Origin of the sequence: Rhodococcus sp. MEB064 (genome assembly GCF_000834565.1) — a bacterium.
In the GTDB taxonomy this organism is placed as follows: domain Bacteria; phylum Actinomycetota; class Actinomycetes; order Mycobacteriales; family Mycobacteriaceae; genus Rhodococcoides.
This window is the reverse complement of the sequence record NZ_JXQS01000003.1, coordinates 39164-59582: the sequence shown is the minus strand read 5'-3', so window position 1 is coordinate 59582 and position 20419 is coordinate 39164. Positions and strand designations below refer to the sequence as shown.

Here is a 20419-nt window from a genome sequence, read left to right as displayed (position 1 = left end):
TCACTGGTCGTCGCTGTCCAGCCCTCGCCGGACACGGCGTGCGTGCTTGCGCTCGGACGCGCCGATGCGCTCGACCTGATCGATGCGCGAGTCGGTGCCGCGGCCCGTCATCGTGACGTCGACACCGGCCGGAGTCTGCGGTTCCCACTCGAAGCTGACGTCCCCGATGGTGACCGAGGCGCCGGGCTGTGCGCCCTGCTTGACCAGTTCGGCCTCGACACCGAGCCGTGCGAAGCGGTCGGCCAGGTAGCCGACGGCCTCGTCGTTGTCGAAGGACGTCTGGTTGACCCACCGCTCGGGGCGCTCACCGCGCACGATGAAGCCACCCGGAACGTCGGGATCGGCGATGACGCTGAAGCCGGCCTTGTCGGTGGCGACCGGACGGATGACCTGTCGACGCGGAACGGCCTTGGGGTGATCGAGACGGTACTGGGCGACGAGTTCGGCCAACGCGAACGTCAAGGGGCGCAGACCTTCCCGGCTGACCGCGGAGATGGAGAACACGGGCCACCCGCGGGCTTCGAAGTCCGCGCGCACCATGTCCGCCAACTCGAGGGCCTCCGGCACGTCGACCTTGTTCAGGACGACGATGCGCGGGCGGTCGGCGAGTTCGCCCAGCCCTGCGTCGCTGGACAGGGCCGGCGTGTAGGCCGCGAGTTCGGCCTCGAGAGCATCGACGTCCGACACGGGATCGCGGCCCGGATCGAGGGTCGCGCAGTCGACGACGTGCGCGAGAACGGCGCAACGCTCGAGGTGACGCAGGAAGTCGAGGCCCAGCCCCTTGCCCTGGCTCGCGCCGGGGATGAGACCGGGGACGTCGGCGACGGTGAACGTGGTGTCCCCGCTCGAGACGACGCCGAGGTTCGGAACCAGCGTCGTGAAGGGGTAGTCGGCGATCTTGGGCTTCGCTGCGGACAGCACCGACACCAGCGAGGACTTCCCGGCGCTGGGGAATCCGACCAGGCCGACGTCGGCGACCGACTTCAGTTCCAGGACCAGGTCGCGTTCGACGCCGTCCTCACCGAGCAGTGCGAAACCGGGCGCCTTGCGTGCGCGCGATGCCAGGGCTGCGTTACCCAGGCCACCACGGCCACCGGCAGCGGCGTCGAAGCGCGTGCCTTCCCCGACGAGGTCCGCCAGGATGCGTCCCTCGCTGTCGAGGACCATGGTCCCGTCGGGAACACCGAGGATCAGATCCTCGCCGATGGCGCCGTCGCGGTTGCTGCCCGCTCCCTGCGTACCGTTGCCGGCTTTCGCATGCGAGTGGAAGTGGAAGTCGAGGAGTGTGTGGACGCTCGGGTCGACGACGAAGACGACGTCGCCACCGCGACCACCGTTACCACCGTCGGGTCCGCCGAGCGGCTTGAACTTCTCGCGGTGGACCGAGGAGCACCCGTTCCCGCCCTTGCCTGCACTGACATGCAGGGTGACACGGTCGACGAAACGCGACATGGATGGGTGGTCCTTCCGAGACAACTAACGAGAGTGATGCTGGGTGGAACGCCGTCAGGGGCGGACGGAGGAAGCCCTCCGAACCGCCCCTGACGGGAACGCGTACTGATATGCAGCGCCGAGGTGTGCAGCGTCGGAGACGACGCTGTCACCGCAGGAGGATCAGACCTCTACGGCGACCGGAGCGTCTACGGCGACCGGGACGATGTTGACGGTCTTGCGGCCGCGCTTCGTTCCGAACAGGACTGCACCCGCAGAGAGAGCGAACAGGGTGTCGTCGCCGCCACGGCCGACGTTCACGCCGGGGTGGAAGTGAGTGCCGCGCTGGCGAACGATGATCTCGCCTGCGCTGACGGACTGGCCGCCGAAGCGCTTGACGCCGAGGCGCTGTGAGTTGGAATCGCGACCGTTGCGTGAGCTGGACGCGCCCTTCTTGTGTGCCATGAGAAACCCTCCCGGGGTTGGTGGAGCCAGTGCTGTGGTGACGCCGGATGGTACCGGTATCGAGGACTTACTTGATGCCGGTGACCTTCAGGACGGTCAGCTTCTGCCGGTGTCCCTGACGCTTGTGGTAGCCGGTCTTGTTCTTGAACTTGTGGATGCGGATCTTCGGGCCCTTGGTGTGCTCGACGATCTCACCGGCGACAGACATGTCGGCCAGCTTGGATGCATCGGTGGTCAGGTCCGACCCGTCGACGACGAGAACTGGAGCAAGCGAGACAGCCGTTCCGGGCGCTCCCTCGATCTTCTCGACCTTGACGAGGTCACCTACTGCGACCTTGTACTGCTTTCCGCCGGTCTTGACGATCGCGTACGTTGCCATCGGAGGGCTACCCCTTGCTTCTTTGATGCGTTCTCGCGGCCCCGTGAGGGACGCGACTGGTCTCATGGCTGCAGGACTGCAGCCCGTGCTCGTGCGGTGTTCTTGCGCCGGCGAACCGAAGTTCGGGCGTCTCTCCCTGCCACCTCACGGCGGACAGGACAGAGCCGCGTCGCCGACAGCGACTGTCAAAGATTACGGCAGAGTCCGTGGCCCGGTCAAACCGCTCGACCGGACCCTCCGCCGCACCTCAGGACTCGTCGCCGGGCGGCGGTCCCGCCGGACGTCCCGCCGCCCGGCGACGCGGACGTCGGGCCGGTGCGGCAGCGGCCACCGACGCACCGCCGCCGACTGTCACGGCGGCGGGCTCCTCGACCACCGCGGGTGCGGAATCCTCGGATACTGCTGCGGCGGAGCCGTTCACGGGAGTACTCGGTACCACGATGACCGTGCCGGCCGAGTCGCCGGCCGGCGCGGACGCCGCACGGGAGACTCGTCGGCTGCGCCGTGGCCGTGTCGCGGGAGCCGCGGCGGCGTCCGGTTCGACGACGGTCTCGTCCGGTACGTCGACAGGTGCGGTGTCCGAGGACACATCGGTGGCCGGACTCTCGTCGGGCGCAGTCCGCGCGTCCCGAACCGCGGCGACCGCCGCGGCGGCCTCGTCGATCGGATCCGAGCCCGAGTCGGCCACGTCGTCCGGGTGCAGATGCGCAGCCATGGCCAGTGCCACGGGGTGTGCGCGGCGGATAGACGGGTCGACCGTCGTGTCGGTCGTGTCGTCCTCCGACGCGCCCGTGTCGACCGCGTCCTGCGGACGGGAGTCCGACCGATCCTTGCCCCCACGGCGGCGACGCGAGCCGCCCTCGGAGCGCTGGTTGTTGTCCGAGCGCGAGTTGTCCGAGCGCTGATTGTTGTCCGACCGGGAGTTGTCCGAGCGCGAGTTTCCGCGTCCGCCGTCGTCCTTGGCAGCCTCGACGGGGAACTGATGCATCATCAGTCCACGGCCGTGGCAGTGCTCGCAGGTGGTGGAGAACGCCTCGATCAGGCCGGTACCCATACGCTTACGCGTCATCTGGACCAGTCCGAGCGACGTCACCTCCGACACCTGGTGCCTCGTGCGGTCGCGGCCGAGAGCCTCGGTCAGACGGCGCAGGACCAGGTCACGGTTCGACTCGAGGACCATGTCGATGAAGTCGACGACGATCATGCCGCCGATGTCGCGCAGTCGCATCTGGCGGACGACCTCTTCGGCCGCCTCCAGGTTGTTGCGGGTGACGGTCTCCTCGAGGTTGCCGCCTTCACCGGTGAACTTGCCGGTGTTGACGTCCACCACGGTCATGGCCTCGGTGCGGTCGATGACCAGCGTGCCGCCCGACGGCAGCCACACCTTGCGGTCCAGCGCCTTCGCCAGCTGCTCGTCGATGCGGTAGGCCGCGAAGACGTCGACGTCCTTCGACGACGACGTGTACCGCTCGACCCGTGAGAGCATGTCGGGAGCCACGGTCTCGATGTAGCTCTGCACCGTCGACCACGCACGATCACCCTCGATGACCAGCTTGGAGAAGTCCTCGTTGAACAGGTCGCGGACGACCTTGACCAACAGATCGGGCTCTTCGTACAGGGTGACGGGCGCCGAACCCTTGGCCGACTCGGCACCGGTGGATCGCTCGGAGACCATGGCCCACTGCGCCTGCAGACGGGTGACGTCGCGAGCGAGTTCCTCCGCGCTGACGCCTTCCGACGCGGTGCGGATGATGACGCCTGCCTCGGCGGGCACGATGTCGCGCAGGATGTCCTTCAGACGCTTGCGCTCGTTGTCGGGAAGCTTGCGGCTGATGCCGGTGGACGAACCACCCGGCACGTACACCAGGAATCGTCCGGCCAGGGAGATCTGCGTCGTCAAGCGGGCACCCTTGTGGCCCACCGGATCCTTGCTGACCTGCACCAGAACCTGATCGCCCGGCTTGAGCGCCTGCTCGATCTTGCGGCTGTTACCGCCCAGACCCGCTGCGTCCCAGTCGACCTCACCGGCGTAGAGCACACCGTTGCGGCCCTTGCCGATGTCGATGAATGCAGCTTCCATGCTGGGCAGCACGTTCTGCACGCGACCGAGGTACACGTTGCCGACGATCGATCCCGATGCGGTGCTGGTGACGAAGTGCTCGACCAGGACACCGTCCTCGAGCACCGCGACCTGCGTCAGATCGGGCTGACCGGCCAGTGCCTTCTCCCGCACGACCATGGTGCGGTCCACGGACTCACGGCGTGCGAGGAACTCGGATTCGGTGAGGATCGGGGGACGGCGACGACCGGCGTCACGCCCGTCGCGGCGACGCTGACGCTTCGCCTCGAGCCGGGTGGACCCGGTGATGCCCTGGACCTCGTCCTTGGCCTTGCGCTGCCGCGGCTCACGCTCGTGGACGACCGTGTTGGGCGGGTCGTCCTCAGTGGTGGCATCCCCGTCGGCGCTGTCGGCGCCGCTCTTGCGACGGCGTCGACGCCGGCGACGGCGGCTCGCGCTGTCGGCCGTGCTTTCGTCGTCGTCACCCTCGGCGGACTCGGCGGAGTCCGCATCGTCGGACGTATCCGACTCGGGCGCATCGCCGGGCGTCGACTCGTCGGTCGCGCTCGACTCCGACCTCGCGGATCGGCGACTGCGCGAACGCCGGTTCGACGACCTGCGCGGCGATGCCTCGGCTGCGTCCTCGGTGTCGTCGTCCTGCGACTCGGAGGCGTCCGCGTCCGGAGTCGCCTCGGAATCGGTGGACGTCTCGTCGGAGGTGCTCGTCTCGTCGGTCGGCTGGTCCGACGCGACGGCATCGGTCGACGACTCGTCGGAGTCGTCGTCGGAGTCGTCCTGATCGTCCGTCTGCGCGTCGCCACGACCGCGGCCACGACCACGGCGTCCGCGACGGCGGCGACGAGGACCGGACTGACCGTCCTGGTCGTTCGACTCCTGCTCGGCGGATTCGGCGGTGTCCTGATCGTTCGCGGCCTCGTCCGACGCGTCGGCCGGAACCTCGAGAGTCGGAACCTCGGGCGACGGCGTCTCGGCGGCAGGCGCCTCCACAACGGGCGTCTCGGCTGCAGGTGTCTCGGTTGCGGGTGTCTCGCCTGCAGGTGTCTCGGTTCCAGGTGTCTCGGTTGCAGGCGTCTCGACCTTCTTCGGGCTGCGAGCCCGACGGCGAGCCTTCGGTGCCTCGGGGGCGGCCTCGGGCTGCAGGAAGACCGGCACCGATGCCGGGCCGGCAGTCGACGGTGCCGTGGCTTCGGTGGTCTCGATGTTGGTGAAGAGGTCCGGCTCCACACGCGCCGCTGCGGGGGCGGGCTCTGCCTCGACCACTGCTTCTGCTTCGGCTTCGGGCGTCACGCTCTGAGTGACGACGGAGCCACCGAGAGCGGAGGCGACGGTCTCGGCGTCGGCGCGGACGACGCTCGACTGCACGCTGCGGACGTCGACGCCCATCTCGGCGAGCTGCGCCACGACCTGCTTGCTGGTCACGCCCAGCAGCTTGGCCAGAGCGTGCACGCGAATGCGTTCGGGGAACGCCTGCGCTTCGGTGTTCGGGTCCTGGGATGTCTGGGGCGGCACGTTGTCGGCCACGTGTTCTCCTCGGGCTCCCGGGCGCGAGCATCCACGGTCGACAGTGCCCGATCGGGCGTCGTCCGTCGGATGGCACGCGGCCACACGAGAGTCATGGTTCGTTCGCGGGATCGGGAGATCCCGTCGACTAAGCGGGTTCGCAGAACGACGGGTCGTCGACCGGGAACGGTCGGCGGAGATCGCCGCAATGCCTGGGCGGATGGCCGGTCCGAGCGCCTGATCTTCAGCGTGACGCGCCAACGGTGCGAATAGAAGCTTCGCACCCGTGTCGGCGCATGTCCGCGATGACGGGCATCGGGTCCGTGGATGTCATCCGGTCACGTTCGCGTGGTGCGCGCCGCAACCTCTTCCACTATCCCACACTCCCCGACCGCCGCGTGCCATTGCCGCTCGAGTGGCACGGCACGCGGCGCGGGGCGGACATCAGCCCAGCTCAGGGAACCAGAGAGCGATCTCGCGAGCGGCGGACTCGGTCGAATCCGAGCCGTGGACGAGGTTCTTCTGACCGTCGAGTGCGAGGTCGGCGCGGATGGTGCCGGGCGTGGCCTTGGCGACGGGGTCGGTGCCACCGGCGAGCTGGCGGAACGCCTCGATCGCTCGGGGACCTTCGAGCACCGCGGCCACGAGGGGACCGGAGGTGATGAAGTCGATCAGGTCGGGGAAGAACGGGCGCTCGGCGTGCTCGGCGTAGTGCTGCTCCGCCACGTCACGGGACACGGTGCGCAGGTCGAGCGCGACGAGGTCGAGGCCTTTGCGCTCGACACGGCCGAGGATTTCCCCGACGAATCGACGAGCGACGCCATCGGGCTTGATCAGGACGAGAGTGCGTTCGGTCACGATCGCAGAGCCTAGAGGACGGGGTAGGCGCGCTCGCGCACCCCGTCACTCACGCTGGGACGGCAACCGGCCCTCGGCGATCCTCCGACGGAGGTCGCGTCGGAGGTAGAGCAGATACAGCCACACGGCGAGGAACAGCACCCCGACGACGGCGATCGACGGGTGGGCGAGGAAACCGAGGATGACCAGCACCTGGAGTCCGAGATCGAAGGACAGAGCCCACGAGCGCCCCTGCAGGCCGGCGCCGAGGATCATCAGGACCCCGAGGCCGACGAGGTACGTGCCGCTGATCCAGGTGACGCCTCCGCCGACGGTTCCGACGACCGGCAGCGCGAGCAGCACCACGATCGCCTCGAGAACCAGGGTGCCGGCGCAGACACCGCGGAATCCCTTCCACGGGTCACGTGCGGGCGGCGGGAACTGCCCTGTCTCGGCGGTGGTCATACCGGGTCCTTCCCGAAGAGGGTGCGGGCCGCGCCCGCGGTCATCACCGATCCGGTGACGACGACGCCGGCCCCGGAGACTGCTTCGCCCTCGTCGGCGACGTCCTCGGCGATACCGATGGCGATCTCGAGCGCATCGGGCAGCGTCTCCGCGACCACCACCCGCTCGTCGCCGAACTTGGCGACGGCGGCGTCGGCGAGTGCGTCGATCTCGAGTCCGCGGGGGGATCCGTTGTGCGTGACCACCACCTCGTCCAGAACGGGTTCGAGTGCCTGGAGGATGCCGTCGACGTCCTTGTCCTTCATGACGGCGACGACACCGACGAGTTTGCGGAAGTCGAACTCCGCGGTCAGCGTGGCGGCGAGCGCCGACGCTCCGTGCGGGTTGTGCGCGGCGTCGATGAACACGGTGGGCGCGTTACGGACGCGTTCGAGGCGTCCCGGATTGACCACCGAGGCGAACCCTTCGCGGACGGTCTCGATGTCGAGGCCGCGGTCCGCTCCCGCTCCGAAGAACGCCTCGACGGCAGCGAGCGCCAGTGACGCGTTGCGTGCCTGGTGTTCGCCGTGCAGCGGCAGGAAGATGTCGTCGTAGATCCCGCCGAGTCCGCGGAGTTCGAGCTGTTGTCCACCGACCGCGACGCGACGAGCGAGCACGACGAACTCGGAACCCGCGCGGGCCACGGCGGCGTCCATCTCGACGGCGCGACGCAACAGCACGTCGGTGACCTCGGGTTGCTGCTCGTCCAGGACCGCGACCGTGTCGATCGGATCGAGTCGCTCGGGCGCCTTCTTGATGATGCCGGCCTTCTCGGCCGCGATGCCCGCGAGATCGGTCCCCAGGTACTCGATGTGGTCGATCCCGATCGGCGTGATCACCGATACCTGCGCATCCACCACGTTCGTCGCGTCCCAACGACCGCCGAGACCGACCTCGACGACGGCCACGTCCACGGGCGCCTCGGCGAACGCGGCGAACGCCATCGCGGTGACGACCTCGAACTTGCTCATCGCCGGTCCCCCGGCGGCCTCGGACTGCGCGTCGATCATCTCGACGTACGGGAGGATCTCGCGGTACGTGTCCACGTACTGCCGCGGCGTCAACGGCAGTCCGTCGACGGCGATGCGTTCGGTGGCGATCTGCAGATGCGGGCTGGTCGTCCGGCCGGTCCGACGATGGAAGGCCCGCAGCAGAGCCTCGATCATCCTGGTCACGGAAGTCTTGCCGTTGGTGCCCGCGACGTGGATCGACGGGTAGCTCGCCTGCGGTGAACCGAGCAGGTCCATCAACGCGCTGATGCGGGTCAGCGACGGCTCGATGGTGGTCTCACCCCAACGCCGATCGAGCTCGGCCTCGACGAGTGCGAACTCGGCCAGGTCCACCGGCGAGGGCCCCACCACTCCGTCGGGGCCGGAGGTTCCGGGGAAGGTCATGCCGTGCCCGACTTTCCCTGGCTCGTGAGTTCGCCCAGTCGACGCGTGAGCCGCTCGACCTCCTCGCGGGCGATCTGCTGACGCCCCTTGATCTTGTCGACGACGGCTTCCGGCGCCTTGCCGACGAAGGCCTCGTTGCCCAGCTTGGCGGTGGTGGCCTCGAGTTCCTTGACTGCCGCGGCGAGGTCCTTCTCGCAGCGCTTGCGCTCGGCCTCGATGTCGACGGTTCCCGAGGTGTCGACGGAGACGGTCACGGTTCCGAGGGAGAGTCGGACCTCGATCGACGCGGTCTCGGCGAAGTCGTCCTCGGGCTCCACGAGGAAGGACAGTGCGCGAGTCGCGGGGACGAGCGACGCGATGTCGGCCTCGTCGATGCCGACAAGGCGCGCCGGGACCTTCTGCTTGGGCTTGACTCCCTGGTCGCTGCGGAACCGTCGGATCTCGGTGATGAGCTTCTGCATGTCGGTGACACGTTGCTGGGCAACGGGATCGGCGCCGACACCGGTCTCGCGGGGCCAGTCGGCCACGACGACGCTGGCACCGCCGGTGAGCGCCTTCCACAGCGTCTCGGTCACGAACGGGATCACCGGGTGCAGCAGACGCAGGATGGAATCGAGCACGACGCCGAGAACGGCGCGGGTGTTGTCGGCGTGTGTCTCGGACGCGAACTGCACCTTCGCGAGTTCGAGGTACCAGTCGCACACCTCGTCCCACGCGAAGTGGTACAGCGATTCGCAGGCTTTGCCGAATTCGTAGCGGTCCAACGCGTCGTCGACCTCGGCGCGCACGAGAGCGAGCCGATCGAGGATCCACCGGTCGGCGTCGGTCAGGTCCGACCGAGCCGGAAGTTCCTGCACCACTGCGCCGTTCATCAACGCGAACTTCGTGGCGTTGAACAGCTTGGTGGCGAAGTTGCGGGAACTCTGCGCGTTGTCCTCACCCACCGACAGGTCGCCGCCGGGGTGCGCTCCGCGAGCGAGAGTGAAGCGCAACGCGTCGGCACCGAAGCGGTCGACCCAGTCGAGCGGATCGATGCCGTTGCCCTTGGACTTCGACATCTTGCGGCCGAACTCGTCGCGCACCAGGCCGTGCAGGAACACGTCGCGGAACGGGACGGGACCGGGCAACTGGTCACCGATCGTGGTGCCGAACATCATCATCCGGGCCACCCAGAAGAACAGGATGTCGTAGCCGGTGACGAGAACGCTGGTGGGATAGAACTTCTCGAGGTCGGGAGTGCGGTCGGGCCACCCCATCGTCGAGAACGGCCACAGGCCCGAGGAGAACCAGGTGTCCAGCACGTCCGGATCCTGGACCCAACCCTCGGGCGGGGTCTCGTCCGGCCCGAGGCACACGGTCTCGCCGTCGGGGCCGTACCAGATGGGGATGCGGTGGCCCCACCACAGCTGACGAGAGATGCACCAGTCGTGCATGTCGTCGACCCATTCGAACCAGCGCGGTTCCTGGCTCTTCGGGTGGACGACGGTGCGCCCGTCGCGCACGGCGTCACCGGCGGACTGCGCCAGGGTGGAGACGTTCACCCACCACTGCAGGGACAGTCGAGGTTCGATGGGCTCACCGCTGCGCTCGGAGTGTCCGACGCTGTGGACGTACGGCCGCTTCTCGGCGACGACGCGCCCCTGCTCGGCCAACGCCTCGCGCACGGCGACGCGTGCCTCGAAGCGATCCATGCCGTCGAACTGCGTTCCCGTGTCGACGATGCGTCCGGACGTGTCCATGATCGACGGCATCGGCAGCGAGTGCCGCATACCCATCTCGAAGTCGTTGGGGTCGTGTGCGGGCGTGATCTTGACTGCGCCGGTACCGAACTCGGGATCGACGTAATCGTCGGCGATGATCGGGATCTCGCGATCGAGGAACGGGTGCGGCAGCGTCGTGCCCACGAGGTGGGTGTAGCGCTCGTCGTCGGGGTGAACCGCCACGGCGGTGTCGCCCAGCATCGTCTCGACGCGGGTGGTGGCGACGACGACGTGGGGTTCGTCGTCGTTCAGCGAGCCGTACCGCAGCGAGACCAGCTCGCCCTCGACGTCCTCGTACTTGACCTCGATGTCCGAGATCGCCGTCTTCAGCACGGGCGACCAGTTGACGAGTCGCTCGGCGCGGTAGATCAACCCGCGATCGTGCAGCATCTTGAAGATGGTCTGCACGGCGCGTGACAGACCCTCGTCCATGGTGAAGCGTTCACGGCTCCAGTCGACACCGTCGCCGATGCGGCGCATCTGCTCGCCGATGGTCCCGCCGGATTCGCGCTTCCATTCCCAGACCTTCTCGATGAACTTCTCGCGTCCGAGATCGTCCTTCGACGTTCCCTCGGCCACGAGCTTCTTCTCGACGAGCGACTGCGTGGCGATACCGGCGTGGTCCATGCCGGGGAGCCACAGCACCTCGTAGCCCTGCATGCGCTTGCGGCGGGACAGCACGTCCATCAACGTGTGGTCCAACGCGTGGCCCATGTGCAGGCTGCCGGTCACGTTCGGCGGGGGCAGCACGATGGAGTAGCCGGGCTTCGCGCTCTCCCGATCGGCGACGAAGTAGCCTGCGTCGACCCATCCCTGGTAGAGCTCTGCTTCGACCTCGCCGGGGTTCCAGGACTTCGGGAGGCGGTCTGCGGGATTGTCGTCGGGGACAGTCGTCGATCTGGTCACCGGGTGATTCTAGTTCTCCTCTGGATCGGTGAGTTTCCCCGGTCGCGCCGCGAGGATCTCGGGCATCGGTGCGGGCTGGCCCAGCACGTGCTCGGAGAGGAACGCGTGCACGGCGCCGTACCAGGCCGCGGTGTGCTGCGGCGAGAGGATCCAGTGGTTCTCGTCGGGGAAGTACAGGAAGCGATGGACGGTCTCACCGTCGGCATCGGTCGCAGTCGCGGACTCGGAGAGCAACTCCCACCACAACCGCAGGGCCTCACCGACCGGGACGCGATAGTCCTTGTCGCCGTGGATGACGAGCATCGGAGTCGAGATGTCCGCGACGTAGAGATGCGGCGAGTTCTCGAACGCCATCTCGGGCGTCATCTCCTGCGCCCAGTAGGACGCGTCGTCGGTGGTGGGTCCGAACTGGTCCAGCGCCCAGAGACCGGCATGCGAGACGATCGCTCGGAAACGGTCGGTGTGACCGGCGATCCAGTTGGCCATGTACCCGCCGAAGGAGCCGCCCATCATCGCGGTGCGGGTGGAGTCGATGTCGTCCCGCGCCTCGACGGCATCGGTCACGGCCATCAGGTCGGTGTACGGCTCCTTGCCCCACCTTCCCCATCCGCGCTGCACGAAGTCCTGTCCGTACCCGGTGGACAGCGCGGGGTCCGGCATCAGGACCGCGTACCCCTGCGCGACCAGCATCCAGGGGTTCCACCGCCACGACCACGTGTTCCACGATCCGAGGGGACCTCCGTGCGCCCACAGCACCAACGGCGCCGGCCAGTCCGCCGACGTGCCCTCGGGCAGCGCGAGCCACGCCCGGACGGTGGTCCCGTCGTCCGTCACCGTCGAGACGTCCTCGAGTGTGCCCGGTAGCTCCGGTAGGTCCACCGGGGCGGGGAGCGCCGCGACCTCGCCTGTGGAGAGATCGATCCGAACAGGATGCGGCGGAACGCGATACGAGGCCTGCATCGCGTACGCGACGTCACCGTCGGGTGCCGCGCGCACATCGGTGTAGGCGTGCTCTCCCGGCGTCAGGATCGTCGCGGAGTCGGGTGTGACGACGAAGATCGGTGCTCGGCCGCCGTCGTCCGCCGTCACGAGCAGGGCCGTCGAGTCCGCGGTCCACGTCGCCGATGTCGGCCACCTGTCCCACCCCGGCGCCCACTGCTCGGTCGTTCCCGTCGCGAGATCGAGGACGAACAAGTCCACCCGCGGGGCGGTGTCGGGTGAGGGACGGCTCTCGCGGAGATACGCCACGCGGGTGCCGTCCCGTGAGACGACCGGCGACGCGACGTCCGCCTCCTCGTCGTCGACGAGCACCGTCGCTGCGCCGCCCGCCGTGTCGAGCCGGACCAGCACTTGCCGGGTGCTCGCGTCGGCTCCCGACACCTTGCGTGTGGCCACCACGAACGAACCGTCCGGCGCCACGTCGGCACCGGTGTCGCGGTACTCACCGCCGCCCGCCGATCCACCCGGTGCGGGAGTCAGCGAGGTGAGGGGGACATCGGTTGCGTCGGGACCGTCGACGGATCCGACGAACAGGTGGGTGCGCTCCGGGCCGAGGTCCGCGTCCCAGTACCGCACGGGATACCCGCTGTGCAGGACGGCTGTCACGGCCGAGTCCTTGCGCAGCGTCCGCAGGAACTCGTCGCGGTCGACGTCCCCGAGCACCGAGCCCGTGACCAGGACCGTCGGTGCGCCGGACGCCGCGACGACGGAGGACACTCCCCCGCCGCGGTGGACGAGGCGTCGCGGTTCTCCACCCCGGGACGACAGCGCCCACACCGCGGAGGGCGCGCCCTCCTCCGCCGAGGCGGCGCGGCGGAACAGCAGGTCCCCGTCGGCCGCGAACGTCGGAGAGGAGTCACCCGTGCCGGCCCGTGTCAGCCTGCGCGGCGCGGTGACGCCCGCCGGATCGATCGCCCACAGCGACGACACGTACTTCGTGCGAGCGGGGTTCAGCTCGGAGACGGTGACGACCAGCGAGGACCCGTCGGGAGAGAGCGCGAGACCGGCCATCCTTCGGATGTCGAGATAGCTCGAGGGCGACCGGAAGGGAGTACCGCTCGGGTCGGGAGAAGTGCTCATGAGCCGAACCTACCGGGGGCGGGTGTACACACCCTGACGGTGAGGCGCACACCCTCTACCGCCGGCTGGAGAGGCTGTGCGGATGACGCAGTGGGTGTGCGCTGTCATCGACGGTGCCGAGCCCCCTACTGGCGGACGAGCGGCGCCAGACGGGACGGGATCTGCTCCAGCGCGAACGGCAGGCTCAGCACGGTGCTCCACGCCATGGCCTCGGCGGCCTCGTCCTCGAGGATAATGACGCGGCCGTCACGGACCGCGGCGAGCTGCTGGTAGACCGGTGTCGCGGCGAGTTCTGCGCGCAGCTTGTCCCCGAAGCCACCGCCCGCGTACCAGACCAGGACGTCGACGTCGGCCAGGGAGAGCTGCTCGGTGCTGATCGTGGCGAAGTTGCGCTCACCGACCTCGTCGGCGACCGGAGGGTTGACGAAGCCCAGGTCGTTGAGGAATCGGACCTTGGGATCCTGGGCGCCGTACACGCCGAACTGGCCGGGACCTTGCAGCGCACCCACCAGCACGGTCTTGCCGGCGAAGGACGGGTTGGCGGCGGCGACGTCGGCGAAGGTGCCCTCGAGATCCGAGATCAGCGACGCAGCCTGATCCGGTTTGCCCAGGGCCTCGCCGAGGAGGGTCGTCTGATCACGCCACGGGATGCCGTAGTCGGCGAATCCGGCCGGCTGGGTGACGGTGGGAGCGAGCTGGGACAGCGAGTCGAACTCGGACTGCGTGATACCTGCGTAGGTCCCCACGATCAGGTCCGGCGTGGCGGACGCGACCTTCTCGACGTCGATGCCTTCCGACGCCGAGCCGACGATCTGCGGTGTGGCGCCGCCCAGCGCCGACTGCGCCCACGGCCAGGTCGCTGACGGGTAGTCCCCGTACCAATCGAACACCCCGACCGGCACGGTGCCCAGGGCCAGCAAAGTGTCCTGATCGTTGTAGCCGACGCTGACGACGCGCTGCGGGTTCGAGGGGACGTCGACGTCTCCGTACTTGGTGGCGACGGTCGGTCCCGAGCCTTCCGAGCCGCCGCCGTCGGATGTGCTGCATGCTGCGGCGACAGCGATGAGGGCACCGGAGGCACCGAGGAGGAAACTGCGGCGCGAGATGCCGGCGGACATGGCCATCGGGATGGTCCCTTCGACGGGTGACGGGCGCCCGTCGTCGAACCGAGCCCCCCTGGTGTGAAGGTAAGGCTAACTTATGCCCGGCAGCGGTGAGGTGGGTCCTCCTCCGGCTCCACGTCGATCGGGTCCATCATGGAGTGATGTCCGCATGTCCCGCGCCCGAAGTCTTTTCCGCACGGATGGCCGCCTGATGGGGCGGGCCACCGTCCGTCGCCCTGTCGTCCGCATCAGAGGTCCGCACCGATCGTCGCGACCCGACACCGTCGTGGCCGAGGAACCGTTGGAGTTGCGCGTCGGGGGACGCGCTCTCGCCGTCACGATGCGCACTCCGGGCCACGACGTCGAACTCGCCCACGGATTCCTCACCACCGAGGGCGTGATCGGTGGTCGGGACGACATCCTGGCGGCGCGCTACTGCGACGGCGTCGACGACGAGGGGATGAACACCTACAACGTGTTGGACCTCGCACTCGCGTCCCACGTCCCCGCGCCGGATCCCAGCGTGGAGCGCAACTTCTACACCACGTCCTCCTGCGGCGTGTGCGGCAAGGCGTCCCTCGACGCGGTGCGATCGATCACGCGCTACTCCCCCGCATCCGACGGCGCCTCCGTCACGACGGCGGTGCTGACTACTCTTCCGGACACTCTCCGGGAGCATCAGCGCATCTTCTCCACGACGGGCGGTCTGCATGCGGCCGCGCTGTTCGACACTGCCGGAACGCTACTCGCCGTGCGCGAGGACGTCGGACGTCACAATGCCGTCGACAAGGTGATCGGATGGGCGGTCGTCGAAGGACTGCTTCCGTTGACGGGCACAGTCCTCATGGTCAGTGGCCGCGCGTCGTTCGAGCTGGCTCAGAAGGCCGTCATGGCCGGGATCCCGATCCTGGCAGCGGTGTCGGCACCGTCGTCACTGGCGGTCGACCTCGCGGACGAGGCCGGTCTGACGGTGGTCGGATTCCTCCGCGGTGACGGGATGAACGTCTATACGCACGCCGATCGCGTGGTCAGCGCCGACGTGCCGGCGACCGCCGACCGGTGATCCAGCCGATCACCACGAGTCCCGCGACCACCACTGCCGTAGCGATCACCTGTCGACGCGACGACTCGTCGGTCAGCATCAGGACGGTCAGTCCGGCCAGCAGGATCAGCGCGAACCAACTGAGGTAGGGGAACGCCCACATCCGCACCGGGAGTGGACCGGCTGTTTCGAGTCGGCGACGCAGCCGCAACTGGGATGCTGCGGTGACTGCCCAGATGGCGAGCAGGGATGCCCCGACCGCGTTGAGCAGGAACGTCAACAGACCCTCGACGTCGAGGTAGTTGAGCAGCACCGCCACGAAGCCGAAGAACACCGAGACCAACAGAGCGGGCCGGGGGACGCCGGCATGGTCGACCCGCGCCAACACCGACGGCCCGTCCCCTCTCAGCGCCAGCGAGTAGACCATGCGACTGGTGGCGTAGATCTGCGCGTTGAACGCACTGAGCAACGACAGCACGATGATCACTTCCATGAACCCGACGACTCCGGAGATGTTCGCCTGCTGCAGCACCAGCGTGAACGGGCTCTGCGCCGCCGAGTCCGCGTCGCCGAGCTGGTTCCACGGCAGCAGCAGCGTGATCACCAGGATGGAACCGAGGTAGAAGACGCTGATGCGCCACACGACGCTGCGCACGGCGCGTCCGACGGACCGCGCGGGATCCTCGGACTCCGCGGCGGCGATGGTGACGATCTCGATGCCGCCGAAGGCGAAGGCCACGACCAGAAGTCCCGCAGCGATCCCCGAGATCCCGTTGGGCGCGAATCCGCCGAGGCCGGTGAGGTTGGCCAGTCCCACGGCGTCGGAACCCGGCAGGACACCGAAGACGAGCAGAGCGCCGATGACGAGGAAGCCGGTGATGACCGTGATCTTGATGGCCGCGAACCAGAACTCGAACTCGCCGAAGTTCGAGACCTTCGCCAGGTTGACGACCGTGAAGACGACCATCGCGACCAGGGCCGGAATCCACGGGTCGACGCCGAACCAGGAGCCCATGAAGGCTGCGGCGCCGGTCATCTCGGCCCCCATGACCATGACGAGCGTGAACCAGTACAGCCAGCCCGTCGCGAAGCCGGCGAGTCGCCCGAAAGCCATCTCGGCGTACGTCGAGAAGGATCCCGACGACGGTGAGGCGGCGGCCATCTCGCCGAGCATCCGCATGATGAGGACCACCAGGAACCCGGCGATCGCGTAGGACAGAAGAACGGCGGGTCCGGCGGCGACGATGCCGGCTCCCGTTCCGAGGAACAGGCCGGCGCCGATCGCTGAGCCGAGGCCCATCATCGTCAGGTGGCGGACCTTGAGTCCGTTGGTGAGCTCGTCTACCTCGTCGATGTCGCGCATGAGGTGAACAACGGTATCGCTACACGCGGACGCGCAGAGCAGCACCCGTCGCGGCGACGACCTCGTCGACCGACAGCCCTGGTGCGGTCTCCACCAGGTCCAGACCGTCCGGGGTGACGTCGATGACCGCCATGTCGGTGACGATGCGCTGCACGCACCCCTTGCCCGTGAGCGGCAGGGTGCAGGTCTCCACGATCTTCGGCTCGCCGCTCTTCGAGACGTGCTCCATCATCACGATCACCCGACGCGCACCGTGGACGAGGTCCATCGCGCCACCCATGCCCTTGACCATGTGTCCGGGGATCATCCAGTTGGCGAGGGCGCCGTTGCGATCCACCTGCATCGCACCGAGGACCGCCACGTCGACGGCGCCGCCGCGGATCATGCCGAAGGACTGCGCCGAGTCGAAGAAGGACGCCCCCGGCATCACCGTGATCGTCTCCTTGCCGGCGTTGATCAACTCCGGGTCCAGTTCCTCCTCGGTGGGATACGGGCCGACACCGAGAACACCGTTCTCCGAGTGCAGGATCACCGTCGTCGTGGCAGGGATGTGGCTCGGGATCAACGTCGGCATTCCGATGCCGAGATTGACGTACTGGCCGTCCTGGAGTTCCGCGGCGACGCGGGCCGCCATCTGGTCGCGGGTGAGTTTCCTCGAGGTCATGACCGCACCGTCCTCTGCTCGACGCCGACCGTGACGGGTCCGACCACCACGACGCGGTTCACATGGATTCCCGGGGTGTGCACGTCCTCGGGGTTCAGCTCGCCCGGCTCCACGAGGTGTTCGACCTGGGCGATGGTGATCCGGCCCGACTCCGCGGCGGGAGGATTGAAGTTCCGGGCGCTGGCCCGGTAGACGAGGTTGCCGAATCGGTCGCCCTTCCACGCGTGCACCAGGGCGTAGTCGGCAGCGATCCCGCGTTCGAGGACGTAGGCGATGCCGTCGAACTCGCGGGTCTCCTTGGGTGACGACGCCAGAGCGACGCCACCGGACGAGTCGTACCGCTGCGGCAGACCGCCGTCGGCCACCTGCGTGCCGACGCCGGCGGGGGTGAAGAACGCGGGGATACCCGCCCCGCCGGCCCGGAGCCGTTCGGCGAGCGTGCCCTGCGGGGTCAGCTCCACCTCGAGTTCGCCGCCGAGGTACTGCCGCGCGAACTCCTTGTTCGATCCCACGTAGGAGCTGATCGTCCGACGGATACGGCGTTGCTCGAGCAGGATTCCCAGCCCGAACCCGTCGGTGCCGCAGTTGTTGCTGATCGTCTCGAGATCGCTCGCACCCTGCTCGAGCAGCGCCGCGATCAGCACCTCGGGTACGCCGACGAGCCCGAATCCACCGACGGCGATCGACGCACCGCTCTCGATGTCGGCCACCGCCTCGCCCGCCGACGCCATCACCTTGTCCATCATGCGGCCCACGATAGCGCACGCTGTGCGTAGTATGAACATCTATTCGTCATGCGAACAGGAGCACGTCATGGGAGAGCCGGAACCACCGACGGACATGCGGGGTGCCTCGACGGACTACGTGCAGTCCCTGGGACGCGGACTGTCCGTGATCCGCGCCTTCGACGCCGAGCATCCCCGGCGCACGTTGTCCGACGTCGCGCGGGCGACGGACCTGACGAGGGCTACCGCGCGCCGATTCCTGCTGACACTCGTCGACCTCGGATACGTCCGCACCGACGGGTCGACCTTCGCCCTGACTCCCCGAGTGCTGGAACTCGGATACTCCTACCTGTCGTCGCTGTCGCTACCGGAGATCGCCGGGCCACACCTCGAGGCGTTGACCGAGACGGTTCACGAATCCTCGTCCGTCTCCATCCTCGACGGTGACGACGTCGTCTACGTCGCGCGAGTTCCGGTGAGCCGCATCATGACCGTGTCCATCACCATCGGCACTCGATTCCCGGCGTACGCCACGTCGATGGGGCGAGTCCTGCTCGCGGGCGCGGACGAGGCGTACCTCGATGCGTACTTCGACCGCGCGGACCTCGTCGACCTGACCGGTCGTACCGCGCACACCGAGAGCAGCCTGCGCGCCGAACTCGACAGAGTTCGCGAGCAGGGCTTCTGCATCGTCGATCAGGAACTCGAGGTGGGCCTCCGTTCACTCGCCGCCCCCCTGCACGGCCCCGACGGTTCCGTGGACGCGGCCGTCAACATCAGCACGCCGGCGGCGAGGTATTCGCTCGACGACCTGACCTCCACCCTGCTGCCCGCTCTCCTGCGTGCGGCCGCCGCTATCGATACCGACGTCTCACGTGTCGGTTCCACCACCCCCGATCGAGGGAGCCACCATGCCTGACGCCGTCATCTGTGAACCCCTCCGCACCCCGGTAGGCCGCTTCGGTGGAGTACTGAAGACCGTCCCGCCCACCGACCTGACGTCCGCCGTCATCATCGAAATACTCTCCCGCACAGGTCTGTCCGGTTCCGACATCGACGACGTCATCCTCGGACAAGGGTCACCGAACGGTGAGGCGCCGGCCATCGGTCGGGTCGCCGCACTCGACGCGGGACTGGGGATCGGCGTTCCCGGGCGGCAGGTCGATCGGCGGTGCGGCTCGGGTCTGCAAGCCGTCCTCGATGCCTGCATGCAGGTGTCCACCGGCATGAGCGACGTCGTGCTCGCGGGAGGCGTGGAGTCCATGAGCTCCACAGAGTTCTACAGCGACGGAATGCGCTGGGGGGTCGCCGGTGAGTCGGTCGCCCTGAACGACAGACTCGCGCGCGCCCGGGTCACCGCGGGCGGCAGGAACTTCCCCGTTCCCGGCGGGATGATCGAGACCGCGGAGAACCTCCGTGAGCAGTACGGCATATCGCGTGCCGACCAGGATGCGTACGCGGTGCAGTCCCACCGGCGTGCCGTGGCCGCTCAGCGCAGCGGAGTGTTCGGCGAGGAGATAGTCCCCGTCACCGTGCCCCAGCGGAAAGGCGACGCGCTCGTCGTCACGGACGACGAGCACCCTCGTGCGGACACCAGCGTCGAGTCCCTGGGCAGGTTGCGCGCCATTCGCGGCGCGATCGATCCGGCGTCCACCGTCACCGCCGGCAATGCGAGCGGCCAGAATGACGGCGCCGCGCTGTGCATCGTGACCACTGCGGACAAGGCTGCCGCTCTGGGTCTGCGCCCCCTCGTTCGGCTCGCAGGATGGGCCGCCGCGGGTGTCGCACCGAAGACGATGGGTATCGGTCCGGTTCCGGCGGTCGAGAAGGTCCTCGGACGTCTCGGACTGACGTTGGGGCAGATGGACATCGTCGAACTGAACGAGGCGTTCGCCGCGCAGGTGCTGTCGGTCCTGACCGAGTGGAAGATGGACCCGACAGACGACCGGCTGAACCCGCACGGCTCGGGAATCTCCCTGGGGCACCCTGTGGGAGCGACCGGCGCCCGCATCCTGACGACGCTCACGCGGGAGATGGTGCGTCGTGACGCGCGGTACGGCCTCGAGACGATGTGCATCGGGGGCGGTCAGGGCCTGGCCGCGGTATTCGAACGAGTCTGACTCGACCCTGCGGACGACCCTCCTGGAGACGACAATGGACGTCCACCCCCGGTGATCGGGGGTGGAC

General features: G+C 68.3%; 16 protein-coding genes. 3 read left to right on the top strand and 13 right to left on the bottom strand.

The window, feature by feature from the left end; all coding sequences use genetic code 11:
• The 10 genes from obgE to RU01_RS01670 form a co-directional block, all read right to left on the bottom strand.
• A complete protein-coding gene (gene obgE, locus RU01_RS01715; protein ID WP_042572779.1) occupies positions 1–1452 on the bottom strand; it encodes a GTPase ObgE in 1452 nt (483 codons plus the stop codon).
• 162 nt (positions 1453–1614) lie between these two features.
• The gene (gene rpmA / locus RU01_RS01710) at positions 1615–1896 is read right to left on the bottom strand and encodes a 50S ribosomal protein L27 (protein WP_042572778.1); all 282 of its coding nucleotides are present in this window, start codon (positions 1894–1896) and stop codon (positions 1615–1617) included.
• 67 nt (positions 1897–1963) lie between these two features.
• Positions 1964–2275, bottom strand: a complete 312-nt coding sequence (gene rplU, locus RU01_RS01705) for a 50S ribosomal protein L21 (protein WP_042572777.1) — start codon at positions 2273–2275, stop codon at positions 1964–1966.
• A gap of 247 nt (positions 2276–2522) precedes the next feature.
• The gene (locus RU01_RS01700) at positions 2523–5876 is read right to left on the bottom strand and encodes a translation initiation factor IF-2 N-terminal domain-containing protein (protein ID WP_042572875.1); all 3354 of its coding nucleotides are present in this window, start codon (positions 5874–5876) and stop codon (positions 2523–2525) included.
• Positions 5877–6299: 423 nt separating this feature from the next.
• Complete coding sequence (gene ndk, locus RU01_RS01695; RefSeq protein WP_042572776.1) at positions 6300–6713, bottom strand: nucleoside-diphosphate kinase; 414 nt, start codon at positions 6711–6713, stop codon at positions 6300–6302.
• Positions 6714–6758: 45 nt separating this feature from the next.
• Positions 6759–7157: a DUF4233 domain-containing protein gene (locus tag RU01_RS01690; protein ID WP_042572775.1), complete on the bottom strand. Its 399-nt coding sequence runs from the start codon at positions 7155–7157 to the stop codon at positions 6759–6761.
• Positions 7154–8590: a bifunctional tetrahydrofolate synthase/dihydrofolate synthase gene (folC, locus tag RU01_RS01685; RefSeq protein WP_042572774.1), complete on the bottom strand. Its 1437-nt coding sequence runs from the start codon at positions 8588–8590 to the stop codon at positions 7154–7156. The genes RU01_RS01690 and folC overlap by 4 nt, the downstream gene beginning before the upstream one ends.
• Positions 8587–11256: a valine--tRNA ligase gene (locus RU01_RS01680; protein WP_042572773.1), complete on the bottom strand. Its 2670-nt coding sequence runs from the start codon at positions 11254–11256 to the stop codon at positions 8587–8589. The genes folC and RU01_RS01680 overlap by 4 nt, the downstream gene beginning before the upstream one ends.
• Before the next feature lie 9 nt (positions 11257–11265).
• Positions 11266–13335, bottom strand: a complete 2070-nt coding sequence (locus RU01_RS01675; protein WP_042572772.1) for a S9 family peptidase — start codon at positions 13333–13335, stop codon at positions 11266–11268.
• Positions 13336–13460: 125 nt separating this feature from the next.
• On the bottom strand, positions 13461–14453 hold the full coding sequence (locus RU01_RS01670) for an iron-siderophore ABC transporter substrate-binding protein (RefSeq protein ID WP_156148755.1): 993 nt from the start codon (positions 14451–14453) through the stop codon (positions 13461–13463).
• A 196-nt stretch (positions 14454–14649) separates the two neighbouring features.
• Here RU01_RS01670 and fdhD point away from each other — a divergent pair, with 196 nt between their 5' ends.
• Positions 14650–15501, top strand: a complete 852-nt coding sequence (gene fdhD / locus RU01_RS01665; protein WP_042572770.1) for a formate dehydrogenase accessory sulfurtransferase FdhD — start codon at positions 14650–14652, stop codon at positions 15499–15501.
• Here fdhD and RU01_RS01660 read toward each other — a convergent pair.
• From RU01_RS01660 to RU01_RS01650, 3 genes are read right to left on the bottom strand one after another with little or no spacing between them, the layout of a single operon-like run.
• A complete protein-coding gene (locus tag RU01_RS01660; protein ID WP_042572874.1) occupies positions 15467–16843 on the bottom strand; it encodes an amino acid permease in 1377 nt (458 codons plus the stop codon). The genes fdhD and RU01_RS01660 overlap by 35 nt on opposite strands.
• Before the next feature lie 19 nt (positions 16844–16862).
• Positions 16863–17507 (bottom strand): CoA transferase subunit B, encoded by a 645-nt coding sequence (locus RU01_RS01655; RefSeq protein WP_042572769.1) that lies wholly within the window; start codon positions 17505–17507, stop codon positions 16863–16865.
• Entirely contained in the window at positions 17504–18250 is a 747-nt protein-coding gene (locus RU01_RS01650) for a CoA transferase subunit A (RefSeq protein WP_042572873.1), read from the bottom strand. Before RU01_RS01650 ends, RU01_RS01655 begins: the two co-directional genes overlap by 4 nt.
• Before the next feature lie 70 nt (positions 18251–18320).
• Between RU01_RS01650 and RU01_RS01645 the strand changes: the two genes are divergently transcribed.
• Entirely contained in the window at positions 18321–19151 is an 831-nt protein-coding gene (locus RU01_RS01645) for an IclR family transcriptional regulator domain-containing protein (protein ID WP_042572872.1), read from the top strand.
• Positions 19144–20352 (top strand): acetyl-CoA C-acetyltransferase, encoded by a 1209-nt coding sequence (locus RU01_RS01640; protein ID WP_042572768.1) that lies wholly within the window; start codon positions 19144–19146, stop codon positions 20350–20352. Before RU01_RS01645 ends, RU01_RS01640 begins: the two co-directional genes overlap by 8 nt.
• The last annotated feature ends 67 nt before the right edge of the window (positions 20353–20419 follow it).

Coding starts and splice junctions, on each gene's coding strand:
- RU01_RS01645 (WP_042572872.1), top strand. CDS start 18,321: ATGGGAGAGCCGGAACCACCGACGGACATGCGGGGTGCCTCGACGGAC.
- obgE (WP_042572779.1), bottom strand. CDS start 1,452: ATGTCGCGTTTCGTCGACCGTGTCACCCTGCATGTCAGTGCAGGCAAG.
- rpmA (WP_042572778.1), bottom strand. CDS start 1,896: ATGGCACACAAGAAGGGCGCGTCCAGCTCACGCAACGGTCGCGATTCC.
- RU01_RS01650 (WP_042572873.1), bottom strand. CDS start 18,250: ATGGACAAGGTGATGGCGTCGGCGGGCGAGGCGGTGGCCGACATCGAG.
- fdhD (WP_042572770.1), top strand. CDS start 14,650: ATGGGGCGGGCCACCGTCCGTCGCCCTGTCGTCCGCATCAGAGGTCCG.
- folC (WP_042572774.1), bottom strand. CDS start 8,590: ATGACCTTCCCCGGAACCTCCGGCCCCGACGGAGTGGTGGGGCCCTCG.
- RU01_RS01675 (WP_042572772.1), bottom strand. CDS start 13,335: ATGAGCACTTCTCCCGACCCGAGCGGTACTCCCTTCCGGTCGCCCTCG.
- RU01_RS01640 (WP_042572768.1), top strand. CDS start 19,144: ATGCCTGACGCCGTCATCTGTGAACCCCTCCGCACCCCGGTAGGCCGC.
- RU01_RS01670 (WP_156148755.1), bottom strand. CDS start 14,453: ATGTCCGCCGGCATCTCGCGCCGCAGTTTCCTCCTCGGTGCCTCCGGT.
- rplU (WP_042572777.1), bottom strand. CDS start 2,275: ATGGCAACGTACGCGATCGTCAAGACCGGCGGAAAGCAGTACAAGGTC.
- RU01_RS01655 (WP_042572769.1), bottom strand. CDS start 17,507: ATGACCTCGAGGAAACTCACCCGCGACCAGATGGCGGCCCGCGTCGCC.
- RU01_RS01660 (WP_042572874.1), bottom strand. CDS start 16,843: ATGCGCGACATCGACGAGGTAGACGAGCTCACCAACGGACTCAAGGTC.
- RU01_RS01690 (WP_042572775.1), bottom strand. CDS start 7,157: ATGACCACCGCCGAGACAGGGCAGTTCCCGCCGCCCGCACGTGACCCG.